Raw genomic sequence first — 17,665 nt, 5'->3', positions numbered from 1 at the left:
TTAAATACCTATATACATCCTTTTGATGATGGTATTGAATTTGTTTCTATTCTTATAGCCTCTTTTAATGCTCTACCAAAAGCTTTAAAAATACCTTCAATTTTATGATGATCATTTTCTCCATATAGTACTTTTATATGAAGAGTTATTTCAGCATTAAATGCAAGAGCTCTAAAAAATTCTTGAACCATCTCTACAGAAAAATTTCCTATGCTCTCACGTTTAAAATCTCCCTCAAAATGTAAAAATGCTCTTCCACTAATATCTAAAGATACCATTACTAGAGCTTCATCCATAGGAATACAGACTGTACTATATCTCTTTATTCCCTTTTTATCTCCTAATGCTTCCTTTATACACTTTCCTATACAAATCCCAGTATCTTCAATCAAATGATGATCACATACATCTAAATCCCCATCAGCTTCTAATTTAATATCAATATCACTATGAAATGCCATTAATGTTAGCATATGATTAAAAAAACCTATTTCTGTTTTAATATTATTAACTCCATCTCCATCTAAATTAATACTTAAATTTATATTAGTTTCTTTCGTATCTCTTTTAATTTGTGACGCTCTTATCATTCTCTTCCTCCACACCTAATACAGCCTTTTCTATTATATTGACTACCAAATCATTTTCTAAGGCTGATCCAACAGTTATTCTAAAACTATCATCATTAAAATACCTAATTAATATACCTTTCTTCTCTAGTAATCTTTTTATATCCTCTTTGATAATAGATCTTCCAAAAATAAAATTAGCTTTAGATTTATAGAATATTATTTTATTATCACTTAACCCTTCTATATGCTTCAAATTTTTATATAATCTTTCTCTTTCATAAACTACTTCCTCTACATTTTTAAGTATCTTTTCCGGATGTTTTAAAATATTACATGCCATAATTTGAGAAAATGTATTTAAATTATAAGGAACCTTACTTTTATTTAACTCTTCTATCAAATCTTTATTAGCAATTAGAAAACCTACTCTCAAAGCTGCTAATCCCCATGCTTTAGATAATGTTCTAGTTACTATTAAATTTTTATATTTTTCTATATATTGAATCATACTTTGTCCATAAAATTCATAGTATGCTTCATCAATAACCACTAAACTATCTTTAAAAGAATCTAATATATATAGTATGTCATCATTACTAATTACATGTCCTGTTGGATTATTAGGATTAGAAAAGATTATTACCTTTGGAGATACTTTTTTACCAAAATTAATAAATTTATTAACAGAGAAAGAACCATCCTTTTCCGTATTATATTTTTTTATTACCCCCTCACTAACAGATGTATAAAAATCATACATTGAAAAATCCGGATTTATAGTTAATACAACCTTTTTTCTAGTAATTTGTGAACTTATAATCAAAGAAATCATTTCATCTGAACCATTTCCAGCTATTAAATTTTCTTTGTTTACCCCAACTACTTTTGAATATATTTCTCTTAACTCATCGCAATCACTATCTGGATATCTATTAAACTTTAACTTTATAACATCTTCTACTATATCTTTTAACTCATCATCACTTATATTTTTGTAGCTTTCATTTGCATTCACTCTTATTCCTATATCCATATTTGATACATTATTATAACTATTTATCTTCTTCATTATCTAATCTTACCTTTATTGAATTTGCATGAGCAGTTAAACCTTCTTCATTTGCAAATCTAATTATCTTTTCGCCATCTCTTGCTACTGCTTTTTGTGAATAATATAGGAATGATGATTTTTTTATAAATGTATCCACTGATAATGGTGATGAAAACCTTGCAGTACCACCAGTTGGTAATACATGATTAGTTCCTCCAAAATAATCACCTATAGGCTCTGGGGTATATTCTCCTAAAAATACTGAACCAGCATTTTTAACTTGTTCTAAGTATTCCATAGGATTATCTATTAAAAGTTCTAAATGTTCTGGTGCTATTAAATTAGCTAACTCAATGCACTCTTCTATGGATTTACAAATTACTATTTTTCCAAAATTGATAAGTGAACTTTCAATTATATTTCTTCTACTTAACTTTTTAACTTGTACTTCTATCTCTTTGTTTACCTTATCTGCTAACTCTTGAGATGTTGTAACTAATATTGAAGAGGCTAATTCATCATGCTCTGCTTGAGACATTAAGTCTGCTGCAATATATTTAGGATTTGCTTTTTCATCTGCAACAATTAAAATTTCACTAGGTCCAGCCACCATATCAATTCCCACATCTCCATATACTTGTCTCTTTGCTTCCGCTACAAAAGCATTACCTGGTCCAACTATCATAGAAACATTGTCTACACTTTCAGTTCCATAAGCTAGCGCAGCGATTGCCTGTGCTCCTCCTAACTTATAAACTTTATTTATTCCACATAACTTTGCCGCAACTAATATTTGTTTATTAACATCACCATTTTTATCTGGTGGTGTAACTAGTACTATTTCATTTACTCCTGCAACTTTTGCCGGAATTGCATTCATTAAAACAGATGATGGATATGCAGCTTTACCTCCTGGAACATATATAGCTACACTATCCATAGGAATTAACCTTTGCCCCATAAAAATGCCTAATTCCTTCTGATATATATAGCTTGTCTTTTTTTGATTCTCATGATATGCTCTTATATTCTTAATACTTTCTTTCAATATCTCAGTAAATTCTATGTCACTTTCATTATATGCCTTGTCAATCTCTTCTTTTTCTATTTTAAAACTTTCCAGATATACTTTATCAAAATCTAAAGTATAACCTCTCAAAGCCTTATCCCCAGAAGACTTTACATTTTCAATTATTTCTTCTACAGATTTCCTTACATTCAAAGTATTACTTCTCTTTTTTATGATTGATACAACATCACTTATACTTTTATTGCTTAATTCTATTATGTCCATCATATTAACTTGCCCCCTTTAGTTTTATATAATAAACACTACTTATTACATGCTATTCTTATTCTATCTATAACTTCATTTATCTCATTTCTCTTTAGCTTAAAACTGGATTTATTAACAATAACCCTTGAACTTATATCACATATTTCATCAACAACAATTAATCCATTTTCCTTTAATGTTGTTCCAGTTTCCATTATATCTACTATCCCTTCACTAATCCCTAATATAGGTGCAAGCTCTACTGAGCCTTCAATTTTTATTATTTCAACATCCATTCCCTTTCCTTCAAAATACTTTTTAGAAACATTAGGATATTTACTACCTATTTTTATATGACCTATTCTATTAAAAATATTTGTGTTTGGTAGGGTTGCTACTATAAACTTACACTTTCCTATTCCCAAATCTAAAACTTCATAATAGTTTTCACCCTTCTCTAATAATGTATCTTTACCTACTATAGCTATATCAGCAACTCCATGTTCTACATATGTTACTGCATCATTAGCCTTTACTAAAAAATATTTTATTTCTTCCTTAGTATCATTAAAGACTAGTTTTCTTCCTTTATTCTTTAATTCATCAATTCCAAAGCCTGCCCTTTCAAATATTTTTACTGCATCTTTTTCTATCCTACCTTTGGTGAGTGCTATACTAATCAAATTAAATCACCTACTTTTATTCTCTATATACAATCTCTAAACATTCACCATCTCTTGTTCTTTTTATTATCTCCTTTAATTTTATTAAATAATTATCTTTTTCTACCAAAATAGGTTTTCTATCAATTTTTTCATCATAATCACAAGAATTAATTAGGAGATTTACATCTACTGAAAAACCTATGGCTGAAATTTTTCTTCCGAAATTTTCTAATAAATTATTATATCTTCCACCCTTTAATACAGTTGATCCTATTCCTGTAACATATCCTTTAAAAATAACTCCTGAATAATAATTAACTCGCGGAACCATACTCATATCTACGGATATATATTTTTCATAACCTAATTCTCTTAAATTTAAAAATATCTTTTCCAAATATAAAATATTTTCCTTAACTCTATTATTAAAAGCTAACCTTTTGGCTTTTTCTATCATATCGTACCCTCCAAAAAGCCAAGGCAAAGTAGTTAAAAACTCCTTATATTCATCTTTAATTTTTAAACTTTCCAAGTAATCATTTAAATTTATTAAACTTTTTTTATTAATAAGGTCAATTATATTTTCTTTATCTTCTTCCATTAAGTTCATTTCATCAATTGCTGACCTTAAAATATTTACATCTCCAATCTCTAACTTGAAATTCTCCTTTGTATTCAATGATTTTAATACTTCTAATGCCGTTACTAAAATTTCTAAATCTATTACTTCTCCGTCTCCACCAATTAGTTCAATTCCACAATCTAAATATTCATTTCTTTTTCCTTCTAGGCTTTCATGAACCCTAAACACATTTGCAGTATAAAAAAGTTTTAACGGTAAATTCATATCTTTTAATTTAGTATTTATCATTCTTGCTACAGGTACCGTCATATCTGGTCTTAAAACTAATATTCTTCCATTGTTATCAAAAAATTTATACATTTCTTCTTCTTTTAAACTTTGTGTCTTATGATTAAAAGTTTCATAATACTCCACTGTAGGTGTGGCTATTTCCCCATATCCCCACTTCTCAAACACACCAATTATAGTTTTAACAATGTTATTTCTTTTTTTACATTCATCAATAGTGAAATCTCTAGTTCCCTCTGGTACTATATTCTTAATTTCAACCGCCCCCTTTAGCACTTTAAAGTATTAAAGTTAATAATAATATACTATTTATGGTTTTATTTGTCAATTAATATTTATCATATTTTATTACCTTCTTTTAGTAAAATATAACTTTTATTCTTATTTTATTATCTATTTTTTTATATTTCATAACAATTAATATTTTATTATAACTTTAAATAAAAATAAGCTAGATACTAAAAAGTAACTAGCTTATTTTTATTTCAATTTTTTATTTTTATTTTATTGCATTATCTATTTCTTCTACCATTATCATTGTTGAAGTAAATCCACCTGTTGCTGTGTACCAAATATTTGGATTTAGGTATACTATATTATCATTTTTATATACATCTGTTTTTTTCATTAATTCATTTTCAAATAATTCCTTAGCTGAAGTTGTTCCTCCTACTATAGCAGCTCTATCTACTACAAATAAGTATTGTGGATTTTTTTCTACAATATATTCAAATGAAGCTTTTTGCCCATGAGTTGACGCTTCTATAGTTTCATCAACAGGAGTTACTCCAAAACTATTATGAATTATTCCAAATCTTGATTCTGCACCATATACACTGAATGAACCATCATTAGCTAATGTTATAAGTCCATTAACGTTCTTTTCTGTAACCTTTGCATTTAATTCTTCTATTGCTTCTGTTATAGCTGTAAGTTCTTTTTCAACAGCTTTTTCTTTACCAAATATTTCACCTAATTTATTCATATTTTCTGAAAACGACTCTAAATAATTTTCATTATTTACACCTAAATGTATTGTTGGTGCAATTTTACTTAACTCTTCATAATAATCAGCTTGTCTTCCTGAAATTATTATTAAATCTGGAGTTAATTCAAATATCTTTTCCATATTAGGTTCCTTTAAAGATCCAACACTTGAATAATCTTCACTTTCAAACTTGCTTAAGTGTTCTGGAAGCCCATCTTGAACTAAACCAACTATTCCTTCAACCTCTAACTTATCTAATGAGTCTAAAATTCCATAATCAAATACTACTACTCTTTTAGGATTCTTATTAACAGTTGTTTCACCAAGTTCATGGCTTACTACTAGTGTTTCTTCTCCACTATTTCCTTCTGCTCCTGCAAATTTTGTAATTACAAATACCCCAAAAACTACTACCAATAAAACTACTATTGATATAATTGTTTTTTTCTTCATTATTATCCACCTCTTTATATAAAATTTAATTTTTAATCGTATAATATTGATATTCATTATCAATATTATTTTATTTAATAGGCAAATTTTTTAAATTTGCCACTAATAACTTATTTATTAGAAATATACACATATATTTCTATTGTTGATATTTTCAATATGGAAATCTATTTCGTAAATATTTTCCAATTCTTCTTTTTGTATAGTTTCCTCAGTAACTCCATCCTTTACAATCTTTCCATCCTTTAGAGCTACTATATAATCTGAATAACAAGATGCAAAATTAATATCATGTATTACTATTACAACTGTCTTATTTAATTCATCACAAAGCTTTCTTAATGTTTTCATAATTTCAACTGAATGCTTCATATCTAGATTATTTAAAGGCTCATCTAAAAATATATAATCACTATTTTGAGCTATTACCATTGCAATATATGCTCTTTGTCTTTGACCTCCACTTAATTCATCTAAATATCTATCTTCAAACTCCTTAAGTTGCATATAATTAATTGCTTCATCTATATATTTATAATCCTCTTCTTTCAAATTTCCCTGTGAATGCGGAAATCTTCCAAAGCTAACTAACTCTCTAATTGTTAACCTAATATTAATATTGTTTGATTGTCTCAAAATCGCTATTTTTTTAGCTAACTCTTTATTGTCCCATTTTAATATATCTTTACCATCCACTAAAACTTCTCCAGAATCTCTCTTTAAAAGTCTACTCATTATTGAAAGAAGAGTACTTTTACCTGCTCCATTTGGTCCTATGAAAGAAGTTATTTTTCCTTCTTGAATACTTAAAGATACATTGTCTACTACTTTTTTATTACCATAAGTTTTAGTTATATTCTTTACTTCTATCATCTATTTCTCTCCTTCATTACTAAGTAAATGAAATAAATTCCTCCAACAAAATTAATTATTACACTTACCGAAACACCAAAATTCATTAACTGCTCAACTAATAACTGTCCGCCTATTAAGGCAACTACACTAATTAATATAGTTGCAACACCTAAAACGCTATGTTTATAACTTGATATAAGTTGTCTTGCAATATTTACTACAAGTAATCCTAAAAATGTTATAGGACCAACTAAAGCTGTAGCTACTGATGTTAATAAAACTACTACTATTAACATTTTTTTCACTATTTTGTCATAATCTACACCTAGGTTTATCGCTTCATCTCTTCCTAATGCCATAACATCTAATATTTTTAAATAATCATAAACATACCCTATACAAATAATTATTACTATACTTGATATAAATAATAAATCTGTATTTATATTGTTAAAGCTAGCTTGCATTTTATCCTGCACCATTTGGAATTCTACTGGATCAATTAAAACCTGCATAAATGTAGTTAAACTTTCAAACAAAGTCCCACATACTACACCTACTAATAGTAATGTAAATATATTTTTACTTCCTTTTTTAAATATAAACTTATACATCAAACTTGAAAATAAAAGCATTGATGCTATTGTAATTATAAAATTTATATTTCCATCACTCATTATTACTGAAGATGAACCTAATAAAAATACTACAGATGTTTGTAACAATACATATAATGAATCTATTCCTAAAATACTAGGTGTTAATATTCTATTATTTGTTACAGTTTGAAATATTAACGATGAGAACCCTATTGCTCCGCCTGTTAATACCATTGCATATATTTTAGGAATTCTTCTATATAAAGCATACTTAAAGTTAATACTATTTACTCCAATAAATAAAAATGAACATATTAATACTAAAGCTAATATTGATAAAATAAATATACTTTTTTTATCTTTAGTCTTCATTTCTTGTCCCCCTTATTATCATATAAAGGAAAATTATACTTCCAATTACTCCAACAGTTAAGCTTATTGACATTTCAAATGGGAATATTATTATTCTTCCTAAAATATCGCAAGCAAGTAAGAATATAGGTCCCAATAAAGCTGTGTGGTATAATGTTTTCTTTAAGTTATCTCCACTATATAAACTTACTATATTAGGAATAATAAGTCCTAAGAAAGGTATATTACCAACAGTTATAATTGTTACTGCACATATTAATGAAACTATTGCTAGTCCTACATTTACTACGAAATTATAATTAAGACCTAAATTAATGGCAAAGTCTTCTCCCATCCCTACTATAGTAAATTTATTAGCATATAAAAATGCTATTATTACCATTGGAATGCTTAAATAAAGTAATTCATAACTTCCCTTCATTATTAATGACATATCCCCTTCCATCCAAGATGAAATATTTTGAACTAAATCATATTTATAAGCAAAAAAAGTAGTAATTGATCCAATTATCTTACCTAGCATCATTCCTATTAAAGGTACAAAAACTATATTTTTTATTTTTATAGCTTTTATCATTTTCATAAATAAAACTGTTCCTAACCCAGCAAAAACAAATGATACAATCATCTTTTCCATGGTTTTAGCATTAGGTATTATCATCATACAAAATAATATTCCTAACTTCGCAAAATCTGCCGTAGCAGCTGTGGTTGGTGAAACAAATTTATTTTTACTGATTTGTTGCATTATAAGCCCACTTATACTTAAACCCATCCCTGCAACTAATATGGCTACCAATCTCGGAACTCTACTTACAAGTAATATATGTATTTTATCTATATTGAATGTTAATATATCATTTATACTTATACTTGATACACCAATAAATACCGATGCAATTGATAATATTATCAATATAATAAATAAATATCTCTTTTTCATCTGTTATCCCCCATAATTTATTATCTTTAAAATTAAATCTAACAAAAAATACTTTTATTGATATTAATTATCATTTTCCTTTGCTTATATTATCATTAATATATTCCTTTGTCTACACATTTTTATATTTTTTCTAATTTAATATTCTTTTGGAGAAATAATAGTAACAATATAAACGAATACTCTTCTGTAATCACAAAAAATTTCTTATGTAAAATACCATTTATTTAACAAATTACTTTATTAATCCTTACTTCCCAATACATAAATAGTAAAGGTATTCTTTTTATTTAAATAACCTTTTTGGCTTGTTTCCCTACTTTTTTATAGGTTATTAAAAACTTTTTTTGCACAATATAATAATGTAAAGTAAATAATTACTTTATAAAATAATTTTTCAAAATTTAGGAGGGACTTTAAATGGCACAAAAATTAGTACCTGAAGCAAAAAATGGTTTATCAAAATTTAAAACTGAAGTAGCAAATGAAATGGGAGTTCCTTTTACAGATTACAATGGAAATCTTACTTCAAAGCAATGTGGTAGCGTTGGTGGCGAAATGGTTAAAAGAATGGTAGAACAATATGAACAAGGTATAAAATAAAATAAAATAAAATTAACTTAAATTAAGTAACAAAATAAAAAGAAACTTTATAAAAATATTAAAGTTTCTTTTTATTTTGTTACTTTTATAAAATTTATAAATTTAACTTATATAATTGTTATTTTTTTAACTATCCATCTCTCATTCTCATTATTTTTTACATTTTAGCAAAAATAATATTTTTTTCTACAATATCATACCCTATTTTCTATCCATCCCCTTTGATTATAAAGTAATACTATGTTATTATATTTAAGTAATTAAATCACTATAAATACTAGTAACTAAAATTTTTCTATTTTATGCTTGAAAATTTTAAAATTTAGTGATATAGTTTAAATATGCCATTGTTAAATAATAGTAATTATTATTTAGTTCTAATTATTATTTAACTTTAAATGACATTACTGATGTAATAATTTTAAGAAAAGAGGCGCTATATATGAGAGAAGAATGGAACAATTTCAAAACAGGTTCATGGACAAAAAGTATTGACGTAAGAAACTTTATTCAAACTAACTATACTCCATACGAAGGTGATGATAGTTTCTTAGCTGGAGCTACTGAAGCTACAAACAAACTTTGGGCTGAAGTTAGTGAATTATTCAAAAAAGAAAGAGAAAATGGTGGAGTTTTAGATGTAGATACAGAAACTATATCTGGAATCAATGAATATAACCCTGGTTATATTGACCAAGCTTTTGAAAAAATCGTTGGTGTACAAACTGATGCTCCATTAAAAAGAGCTGTAATGCCATACGGTGGTATTAGAATGGCTGAAAGTGCTGCTAAAGCTTATGGATATGAAGTAAGCCCAAGAATTTCAGAAATATTCAGCAAATATAGAAAAACTCATAACCAAGGTGTTTTCGATGCTTATACTACTGAAATGAGATTAGCTAGAAAATCTGGTGTTATCACTGGTCTTCCAGATGCTTATGGTAGAGGAAGAATCATAGGTGACTACAGAAGAGTTGCTTTATATGGTGTTGATAGATTAATACAAGATAAAGAACAACAAAAATTAAGCTTAGAAGTTAAGACAATTGACGAAGATGTAATCAGATTAAGAGAAGAAATCTCTGATCAAATTCTTGCATTAAAAGAATTAAAAGGATTAGCTGCTAGCTATGGATTTGATATATCAGGGCCAGCTACTAACGCTAGAGAAGCTATACAATGGTTATACTTCGGATTCTTAGGAGCTATCAAAGACCAAAATGGTGCTGCAATGTCTCTAGGAAGAACTTCTACTTTCTTAGATATCTACATTGAAAGAGATTTAAGAAACGGTGTTATCACTGAAGAAGAAGCTCAAGAATTAATGGATCACTTCGTAATGAAGTTAAGATTAGTTAAATTCTTAAGAACTCCAGAATACAACGATTTATTCTCAGGAGATCCAACTTGGGTTACTGAATCAATCGCTGGTATGGGATTAGATGGTAGAACTTTAGTTACTAAGAACTCATTCAGAGTACTTAACACATTATATACTTTAGGGCCATCACCAGAACCAAACTTAACTGTTTTATGGTCAACTAGATTACCTCAAGGATTCAAAGATTTCTGTTCTAAGGTTTCTATTGATACATCATCAGTTCAATATGAAAATGATGATTTAATGGCTCCATACTGGGGAGATGACTATGCTATCGCTTGTTGTGTATCTGCAATGAGAGTTGGTAAGCAAATGCAATTCTTCGGTGCTAGAGTTAACTTAGCTAAGACTTTACTTTACGCTATAAATGGTGGTAGAGATGAAAAATCTGGTGTTCAAGTTGGACCTAAGACTGCTCCATTAACTGGTGAATACTTAGATTACAATGAAGTAATGGAAAGATTTGACATTATGACAGACTGGTTAGCTAACCTTTATGTTAATACTTTAAATGTTATCCACTACATGCACGATAAATACTCATATGAAAAATTACAAATGGCTTTACATGATAGAGATGTATTCAGAACTATGGCTTGTGGTATAGCTGGTTTATCAGTTTGTGCTGACTCTATTTCTGCAATCAAATTTGCTAAAGTTAAGCCTATAAGAAATGAAGAAGGAATAGCTGTAGACTTCGAAGTTGAAGGTGACTTCCCTAAATACGGAAACGACGATGACAGAGTTGACGAAATTGCTGCTTGGTTAGTTGAAAGCATGATGAATAAGATCAGACAAAACAAGACTTACAGAAATGCTTACCACACTCAATCAGTATTAACAATCACTTCAAACGTTGTTTACGGTAAGAAGACTGGTACTACTCCATGTGGAAGAAAAGCTGGAGAACCATTTGCACCAGGAGCTAACCCAATGCACGGAAGAGACTGTAGCGGATCATTAGCATCATTAAACTCTGTTGCTAAGATTCCTTACGAACATTCACAAGATGGTGTTTCTAATACATTCTCAATCGTTCCAGATGCATTAGGAAAAACACCTGAAAACAGAATCCACAACTTAGGTACTATGATGGATGGATACTTCTCTCAAGGTGCTCAACACTTAAACGTAAATGTATTTAATAGAGAAACTTTATTAGATGCTATGGAACACCCAGAAGAATATCCACAATTAACTATCAGAGTTTCTGGATATGCTGTTAACTTCATTAAATTAACAAGAGAACAACAATTAGACGTTATAAACAGAACATTCCACAAATCAATGTAATTAGTTTATAATATTAAATAGAGCTTATTGCAACTGCAATAAGCTCTTATTTATAAACAAATAGTTACTTCTGATTCTATTATCTTAAAATAACTCTATCATTTTAAATACCTACATTCATTTTAAATTTTAGTTATTTACTATATCTACAATAACTAAATCTGGTCTATTAAATAATCTTAAAGGAAATCCACTATTCCCTAATCCTCTACTTACCACTAATTTATTTTTCTTTCCATATATACCTTTATAATACTTAGGAAATAGCCCTTGCCCCGGTGCAAATACCCCTCCCAATCCTGGTAATATAAATTGTCCTCCATGTGCATGACCTGAAAACATTATATCAAAATTATATTTACTGTAAGAATAACCACCCACATACTCATAATTCTCTGGATAATGAGATAAAACAATCTTAATTCCTATTAAATTTTCTAATTTTCTGAATAAGCTATCAACATTCTCAATCTCATATCTACTATTTATCTTGCTATAAAACATTTCACCTTTATCTACCCTTTTTTCTACTAAACCTAAAATATTAATTATATTATCTTTAATTTTTATTGTTGCTATTTCATTTTCTAATACATTAATATTTTTTTGCTTTAATTTCTCTACTATTTCGTTTACCCCAGAACATCTCATTTCGTTATTACCTAATATATAATATACAGGAACTCTCTTATTTAACCTACTACAAAATTCAATTATTGCATTTATTCTTTTCATATTTGAATCTATTAAATCTCCTGTTGCTACAATAATATCAGGTTCCTGTTCCATAATAACTTTATATAAAGTATTATTATTTCTTCCAAACTCTTTACTATGTAAATCTGATATTTGTGCTATTCTTAGGCTTTTATTAATTCTACTCTTTACTTTTAGATTTGTTATAACAATTTTATTATTTTGATAATAACAGAAAGCTCCCATAATCATAGCTATAGCAATTATTATTTCCATCATTATATCTCCTAACCCTATTTATAGACTAATTAAAATTTTATTTATATTATTATATCACTTTCTAAAATAACTTAAAATTATAGATTTTATATGCAAAAAACACCTCAGAATTTCTTCTGAGGTGTTTAAAAATCATATTATTCTTGTTCTGCTAATTTCTTTAATTCAGCATATTTTTGTCTAGCATGTTCTTCTGTCATTTGGAATAATTCTTCCGCTTGTTCTGGGAATTGCTTAGCAATTGCTGAATATCTTACTTGATTCATTATGAAATCTCTAAAGCTTCCTTGTGGTTCTTTAGAATCTAAGCTTAATGGATTCTTTCCTTGTTCTTTTAACTCTGGATTGAATCTGTATAAATGCCAGTATCCAGCCTTAACTGCTTCTTCCATGTTTCTTATAGAGAATCCCATTCCCTTCTTTAATCCATGGCTGATACAAGTTGAGTAAGCAATAATGATTGATGGTCCGTTATGTGCTTCTGCTTCAAGCATTGCTTTAACTACTTGGTTCTTATCAGCACCAATAGCTACTTGTGCAACATAAACATTTCCGTAAGACATCATCATTCTTCCTAAATCTTTCTTCTTAGTCTTCTTACCTGATGCTGCTAATTTTGCCATAGCTGCTGCAGGAGTTGATTTAGAAGATTGCCCACCAGTGTTAGAGTAAATTTCTGTATCAAATACTAATACATTTACGTCTTGTCCTGATGCTAATACATGGTCTAATCCACCGTATCCGATATCATAAGCCCAACCGTCTCCTCCAAGGATCCATTGTGATCTCTTAACAAGGAAATCAGCTCTTTCTCTAATTTCTTCAACTAAAACTTTTGCTTCTTCATTTTCAATATTATTTTCTGCAAGTATTGCTTCAACTTCTCTTGAAGAAACTTTTGAAAGTTCTCCCTTATCTTTATTTTCTAACCAGTTCTTGAATACTTCCTTATATTCTTCAGCTATATCCATAGAAATTAAGCTTTCCATATTTGAAGCTATTTTCTTTCTCATTTGATCAGCTGCTAAGAACATACCATATCCAAATTCAGCATTATCTTCAAATAATGAGTTAGCCCAAGCTGGTCCTTTACCCTCATGGTTTTTAGTATATGGTGTTGAAGGTGCTGAACCTCCCCATATTGATGAACATCCAGTTGCATTAGCAATCATCATTCTATCACCAAATAATTGAGTTACTAATTTGATATATGGAGTTTCTCCACAACCAGCACATGCTCCTGAGAACTCGATAAGTGGTTGTTTAAATTGGCTATCCTTAACTGTTTTACCTGGAGTTAAGTGTTCTTTGTTTGATACTTCTTTTGATACTGAGAAGTCCCAATTTGCTACTTCTGTTTCTACTTGAGTTCCAAGTGGTTTCATTTCTAATGCCTTACCTGGAGCTGGACAAATGTCAACACAGTTGTTACATCCTGTACAGTCTAATGTACTTACTTGAATTCTGTAGTTTAATCCTGCTAATGTTTTACCAGTAGCTTTCTTAGTTTCAAATCCAGCTGGTGCTTTAGCTAATTCTTCATCAGTTACTAGAACTGGTCTAATACATGCATGTGGACAAACGAAAGCACATTGGTTACATTGAATACACTTTGCCATATTCCATTCTGGAACATCTGTTGCAACACCTCTTTTTTCATATGCTGCAGTTCCTGCTGGGAATGTACCATCTTCTAATCCGTTGAATGCACTTACAGGTAATTTATCTCCTTCTAAAGCATTCATAGGGTTCATTATATTCTTAACGAAATCTGTTACTTCTTTAGTTTTTACTTTAGCTTCTTCAGTAGCAGTCTTCCAGCTTTCAGGAACATTTATTTTAACTAATGAGTTCATACCAGCTTCAACAGCTTCGTAGTTCATGTTAACAACTTTGTCACCTTTCTTACCGTAAGCCTTCTTAATTGAAGCTTTTAAATATTCAGTTGCTTCTTCTTGTGGTATAATTTCTGCTAATTTAAAGAATGCAGATTGCATTATCATGTTAATTCTTCTACCTAATCCTATTTCAGAAGCAATCTTAGTTGCATTAACTGTGTAGAAGTTTATTTCATTTTCAGCTATGTATCTCTTCATTTTAGCTGGTAATTTTCTTTCTATTTCTTCTTCGTTCCAAATAGTATTTAATACGAAGTTACCACCTTTTTTAAGTCCTTTTAATAAATCATATTGATTTACGTAAGCTTGTACGTGACATGCTATGTAATCAGCTTCATCAATAAGGTAAGTTGATCTTATTGGAGTATCTCCAAATCTTAAGTGAGACATAGTAACCCCACCAGATTTCTTTGAGTCATATGCAAAGTAAGCTTGTACATATTTATCTGTGTTTTCACCGATAATCTTGATAGCTTGCTTATTAGCTCCAACTGTACCATCTGATCCTAATCCCCAGAACTTACATCTAACTGTTCCTGGTGTAGCTATTCTTAATTCTTCTTCTACTGGAATTGAAGTGAAAGTAACATCATCTTCTATACCAACTGTAAAGAAGTTCTTAGAATCTTCTTTCTTTAAGTTATCAAATACAGCCTTAATATCTGAAGGAGTAACATCCTTAGAAGCTAATCCATAACGTCCACCAACTATCTTAGGTGCATTTTCTTTTCCATAGAATGCAGAACATACGTCTAAGTATAATGGTTCACCATTACATCCTGGTTCTTTAGTTCTATCAATTACACAAATCTTTTCTACTGATTGTGGTATAACTTTTAATAAATGCTCTACTGAGAATGGTCTGAATAAGTGAACTTTAACTAATCCATACTTTTCTCCTCTAGCATTTAATTCATCTATAGTTTCTTCTATAGTTTCAGTAACTGAACCCATAGCAACGATTATTTCCTTAGCATCTTCTGCCCCATAATAGTTAAATAATCCATAGCTTCTTCCTGTCTTTTCTTCCATCTTAGCCATATATTCTTCAACTATTGGAATTATATTATTGTAGAATTTATTTGAAGCTTCTCTAGTTTGGAAGTAAATATCTGAGTTTTGAGCTGTTCCTCTTGTAACTGGATTGTTTGGAGTTAATGCTCTACTTCTGAACTCCTTTAAAGCTTCTCTATCAAGCATTTCTGCATAATCTTCATAATCTAAAACTTCAACTTTTTGTATTTCATGTGATGTTCTAAATCCATCAAAGAAGTTTACAAAAGGTAATCTTCCTTTTATAGCTGCAAGGTGAGATACTGGAGCTAAGTCAGCTACTTCTTGTACTGAACCTGCTGCAAGCATTACACAACCTGTCATTCTTGCTGCCATAACATCTTGATGATCTCCAAATATTGATAATGCTTGAGATGCTATTGCTCTAGCACTTACATGGAATACACCAGGTAATAATTCTCCTGCTACTTTATACATGTTTGGTAACATAAGTAATAAACCTTGTGATGCAGTGAAAGTTGTTGTTAATGCTCCAGCTTGAAGTGATCCGTGGAATGTACCAGCAGCACCAGCTTCTGATTGCATTTCTACAACACTAACTGTTTGTCCAAAAATATTTTTCTTCCCTTGAGCAGACCATTCATCAACAACTTCTGCCATTGTAGTAGATGGTGTTATAGGAAATATTGCAGCTACATCTGTAAACGCATATGCTACGTGAGCAGCAGCTGTATTACCATCAATAGTCATCATTTTCTTTGCCATGATAATATACCTTCTTTCATCGTCCTAAGTGTTTTAAATAATAATTATTCTTCAATAAAAATTATACTTATTTAAAAATATTTTTCTAGTCTTTTTCTTAAAAATCTTATTTAGTATAATTTTGTAATCTTTTGTCACTTTTTTAGTATAATCATATACTGTAATTTCTTCAATAGAAAAATACCACGTTTATACATTTATTTTTTTAATGGTTATTAAAAGCTTTTTCAATGATTATATTTATTCTCATTATTTAAATATTTCTCTTAATGTGAAATATATAAAATAAATTTTTAATCATATTCGCTAGTCCTAATAATACTATCTATATACTTCTTATACAATAAGGCACTTTTTTTATATATAGTATCAAAAAAGATACTAAGTATATAGTTTTAAATCATGAAATATGTTATTATTTATGAATGTACTCTAAAAGGAGGTTTCATAATGAACAAAACATTTTCTTTTCATAATGATTGCCATATTAAGAATCGTTGTGCTAAATATGATACATGCCCTATGATTCTTGTACATAGAATATTATCAGGGAAATGGAAGATTCTAATATTATGGTATTTAAGTAACGAAACTTTAAGATTTAGTGAACTTAAAAAGAAATTGCCTAATACTACTCAAAAAATGCTGACTAATCAATTAAGAAGTCTCGAAGAAGATAACCTTATTTTTAGAAAAGTATATCCTGTAATTCCTCCCAAAGTAGAATACGGACTTACTGATATAGGAAAAAAAATAGTTCCTCTTCTGGAATCTATGTATACATATGGAATCGAATACTCACAAACTAAAAAATCTATTTAAAATAGCTAAGTAAAATAACTTAGCTATTTTAAATTCTCTGCTAAAAATTACTTACTATACTAATTCTATTTTTTATAATAGCAACTTTATCATAAATTACTATTGTAAATAATTATATATATTTATAGAATATTTATTTATTATTCTACACATATTAAATTTAAGTTTATTAAAGTTTATAATTATCTCTTTTCTTATTTATTGACAATAATTATTGTTGGACTATAATTATTATATAGAAGTTAGAATTAGAACTTATAAATTCAATA

General features: G+C 28.8%; 14 protein-coding genes. 3 read left to right on the top strand and 11 right to left on the bottom strand.

Annotated elements, in window-relative coordinates:
- Positions 1-8: 8 nt before the first annotated feature.
- The 9 genes from hisB to I2E98_RS06580 form a co-directional block, all read right to left on the bottom strand.
- Complete coding sequence (gene hisB, locus I2E98_RS06620) at positions 9-590, bottom strand: imidazoleglycerol-phosphate dehydratase HisB (protein WP_195468175.1); 582 nt, start codon at positions 588-590, stop codon at positions 9-11.
- A complete protein-coding gene (gene hisC, locus I2E98_RS06615; protein WP_243250997.1) occupies positions 568-1,641 on the bottom strand; it encodes a histidinol-phosphate transaminase in 1,074 nt (357 codons plus the stop codon). The genes hisB and hisC overlap by 23 nt, the downstream gene beginning before the upstream one ends.
- On the bottom strand, positions 1,625-2,920 hold the full coding sequence (hisD, locus tag I2E98_RS06610; protein WP_195468174.1) for a histidinol dehydrogenase: 1,296 nt from the start codon (positions 2,918-2,920) through the stop codon (positions 1,625-1,627). Before hisD ends, hisC begins: the two co-directional genes overlap by 17 nt.
- Positions 2,921-2,955: 35 nt before the next feature.
- On the bottom strand, positions 2,956-3,582 hold the full coding sequence (gene hisG / locus I2E98_RS06605) for an ATP phosphoribosyltransferase (protein WP_195468173.1): 627 nt from the start codon (positions 3,580-3,582) through the stop codon (positions 2,956-2,958).
- Between the two features lie 16 nt (positions 3,583-3,598).
- Positions 3,599-4,711, bottom strand: a complete 1,113-nt coding sequence (hisZ, locus tag I2E98_RS06600) for an ATP phosphoribosyltransferase regulatory subunit (protein WP_195468172.1) — start codon at positions 4,709-4,711, stop codon at positions 3,599-3,601.
- A gap of 223 nt (positions 4,712-4,934) precedes the next feature.
- The gene (locus tag I2E98_RS06595; protein WP_195468171.1) at positions 4,935-5,876 is read right to left on the bottom strand and encodes a siderophore ABC transporter substrate-binding protein; all 942 of its coding nucleotides are present in this window, start codon (positions 5,874-5,876) and stop codon (positions 4,935-4,937) included.
- A 117-nt stretch (positions 5,877-5,993) separates the two neighbouring features.
- On the bottom strand, positions 5,994-6,749 hold the full coding sequence (locus tag I2E98_RS06590; RefSeq protein ID WP_195468170.1) for an ABC transporter ATP-binding protein: 756 nt from the start codon (positions 6,747-6,749) through the stop codon (positions 5,994-5,996).
- The gene (locus I2E98_RS06585) at positions 6,746-7,702 is read right to left on the bottom strand and encodes an iron chelate uptake ABC transporter family permease subunit (RefSeq protein WP_195468169.1); all 957 of its coding nucleotides are present in this window, start codon (positions 7,700-7,702) and stop codon (positions 6,746-6,748) included. Before I2E98_RS06585 ends, I2E98_RS06590 begins: the two co-directional genes overlap by 4 nt.
- Positions 7,692-8,645, bottom strand: coding sequence for an iron chelate uptake ABC transporter family permease subunit (locus I2E98_RS06580; protein ID WP_195468168.1), 954 nt, complete (start codon positions 8,643-8,645; stop codon positions 7,692-7,694). Before I2E98_RS06580 ends, I2E98_RS06585 begins: the two co-directional genes overlap by 11 nt.
- A gap of 420 nt (positions 8,646-9,065) precedes the next feature.
- On the opposite strand from I2E98_RS06580, the gene I2E98_RS06575 reads away from it, so the two are divergent.
- Both I2E98_RS06575 and pflB read left to right on the top strand, forming a co-directional pair.
- Positions 9,066-9,248, top strand: a complete 183-nt coding sequence (locus I2E98_RS06575; protein ID WP_133015868.1) for an alpha/beta-type small acid-soluble spore protein — start codon at positions 9,066-9,068, stop codon at positions 9,246-9,248.
- Positions 9,249-9,690: 442 nt separating this feature from the next.
- The gene (pflB, locus tag I2E98_RS06570; RefSeq protein ID WP_195468167.1) at positions 9,691-11,922 is read left to right on the top strand and encodes a formate C-acetyltransferase; all 2,232 of its coding nucleotides are present in this window, start codon (positions 9,691-9,693) and stop codon (positions 11,920-11,922) included.
- 129 nt (positions 11,923-12,051) lie between these two features.
- Here pflB and I2E98_RS06565 read toward each other — a convergent pair whose 3' ends face one another.
- Together I2E98_RS06565 and nifJ are read right to left on the bottom strand one after the other, a co-directional pair.
- Positions 12,052-12,894 carry a metallophosphoesterase gene (locus I2E98_RS06565; protein WP_195468166.1) on the bottom strand — a complete coding sequence of 281 codons (843 nt, stop codon included), beginning with the start codon at positions 12,892-12,894 and terminating at the stop codon, positions 12,052-12,054.
- Between the two features lie 140 nt (positions 12,895-13,034).
- Positions 13,035-16,574: a pyruvate:ferredoxin (flavodoxin) oxidoreductase gene (gene nifJ, locus I2E98_RS06560; RefSeq protein ID WP_195468165.1), complete on the bottom strand. Its 3,540-nt coding sequence runs from the start codon at positions 16,572-16,574 to the stop codon at positions 13,035-13,037.
- Positions 16,575-17,024: 450 nt separating this feature from the next.
- Here nifJ and I2E98_RS06555 point away from each other — a divergent pair, with 450 nt between their 5' ends.
- Positions 17,025-17,396: a helix-turn-helix domain-containing protein gene (locus tag I2E98_RS06555; RefSeq protein WP_195468164.1), complete on the top strand. Its 372-nt coding sequence runs from the start codon at positions 17,025-17,027 to the stop codon at positions 17,394-17,396.
- Positions 17,397-17,665: the final 269 nt, after the last annotated feature.

This window comes from Clostridium sp. D43t1_170807_H7, from assembly GCF_015555905.1.
Taxonomy (GTDB): Bacteria; Bacillota; Clostridia; order Clostridiales; family Clostridiaceae; genus Clostridium.
This window is presented reverse-complemented; position numbering and strand designations above follow the sequence as displayed.

What these genes read in the sequence shown, in the direction of transcription:
- hisB (WP_195468175.1), bottom strand. Translation starts at nt 590, where the DNA reads ATGATAAGAGCGTCACAAATTAAAAGAGATACGAAAGAAACTAATATA.
- hisC (WP_243250997.1), bottom strand. Translation starts at nt 1,641, where the DNA reads ATGAAGAAGATAAATAGTTATAATAATGTATCAAATATGGATATAGGA.
- hisD (WP_195468174.1), bottom strand. Translation starts at nt 2,920, where the DNA reads ATGATGGACATAATAGAATTAAGCAATAAAAGTATAAGTGATGTTGTA.
- I2E98_RS06595 (WP_195468171.1), bottom strand. Translation starts at nt 5,876, where the DNA reads ATGAAGAAAAAAACAATTATATCAATAGTAGTTTTATTGGTAGTAGTT.
- I2E98_RS06590 (WP_195468170.1), bottom strand. Translation starts at nt 6,749, where the DNA reads ATGATAGAAGTAAAGAATATAACTAAAACTTATGGTAATAAAAAAGTA.
- I2E98_RS06585 (WP_195468169.1), bottom strand. Translation starts at nt 7,702, where the DNA reads ATGAAGACTAAAGATAAAAAAAGTATATTTATTTTATCAATATTAGCT.
- I2E98_RS06580 (WP_195468168.1), bottom strand. Translation starts at nt 8,645, where the DNA reads ATGAAAAAGAGATATTTATTTATTATATTGATAATATTATCAATTGCA.
- I2E98_RS06575 (WP_133015868.1), top strand. Translation starts at nt 9,066, where the DNA reads ATGGCACAAAAATTAGTACCTGAAGCAAAAAATGGTTTATCAAAATTT.
- pflB (WP_195468167.1), top strand. Translation starts at nt 9,691, where the DNA reads ATGAGAGAAGAATGGAACAATTTCAAAACAGGTTCATGGACAAAAAGT.
- I2E98_RS06565 (WP_195468166.1), bottom strand. Translation starts at nt 12,894, where the DNA reads ATGGAAATAATAATTGCTATAGCTATGATTATGGGAGCTTTCTGTTAT.
- nifJ (WP_195468165.1), bottom strand. Translation starts at nt 16,574, where the DNA reads ATGGCAAAGAAAATGATGACTATTGATGGTAATACAGCTGCTGCTCAC.
- I2E98_RS06555 (WP_195468164.1), top strand. Translation starts at nt 17,025, where the DNA reads ATGAACAAAACATTTTCTTTTCATAATGATTGCCATATTAAGAATCGT.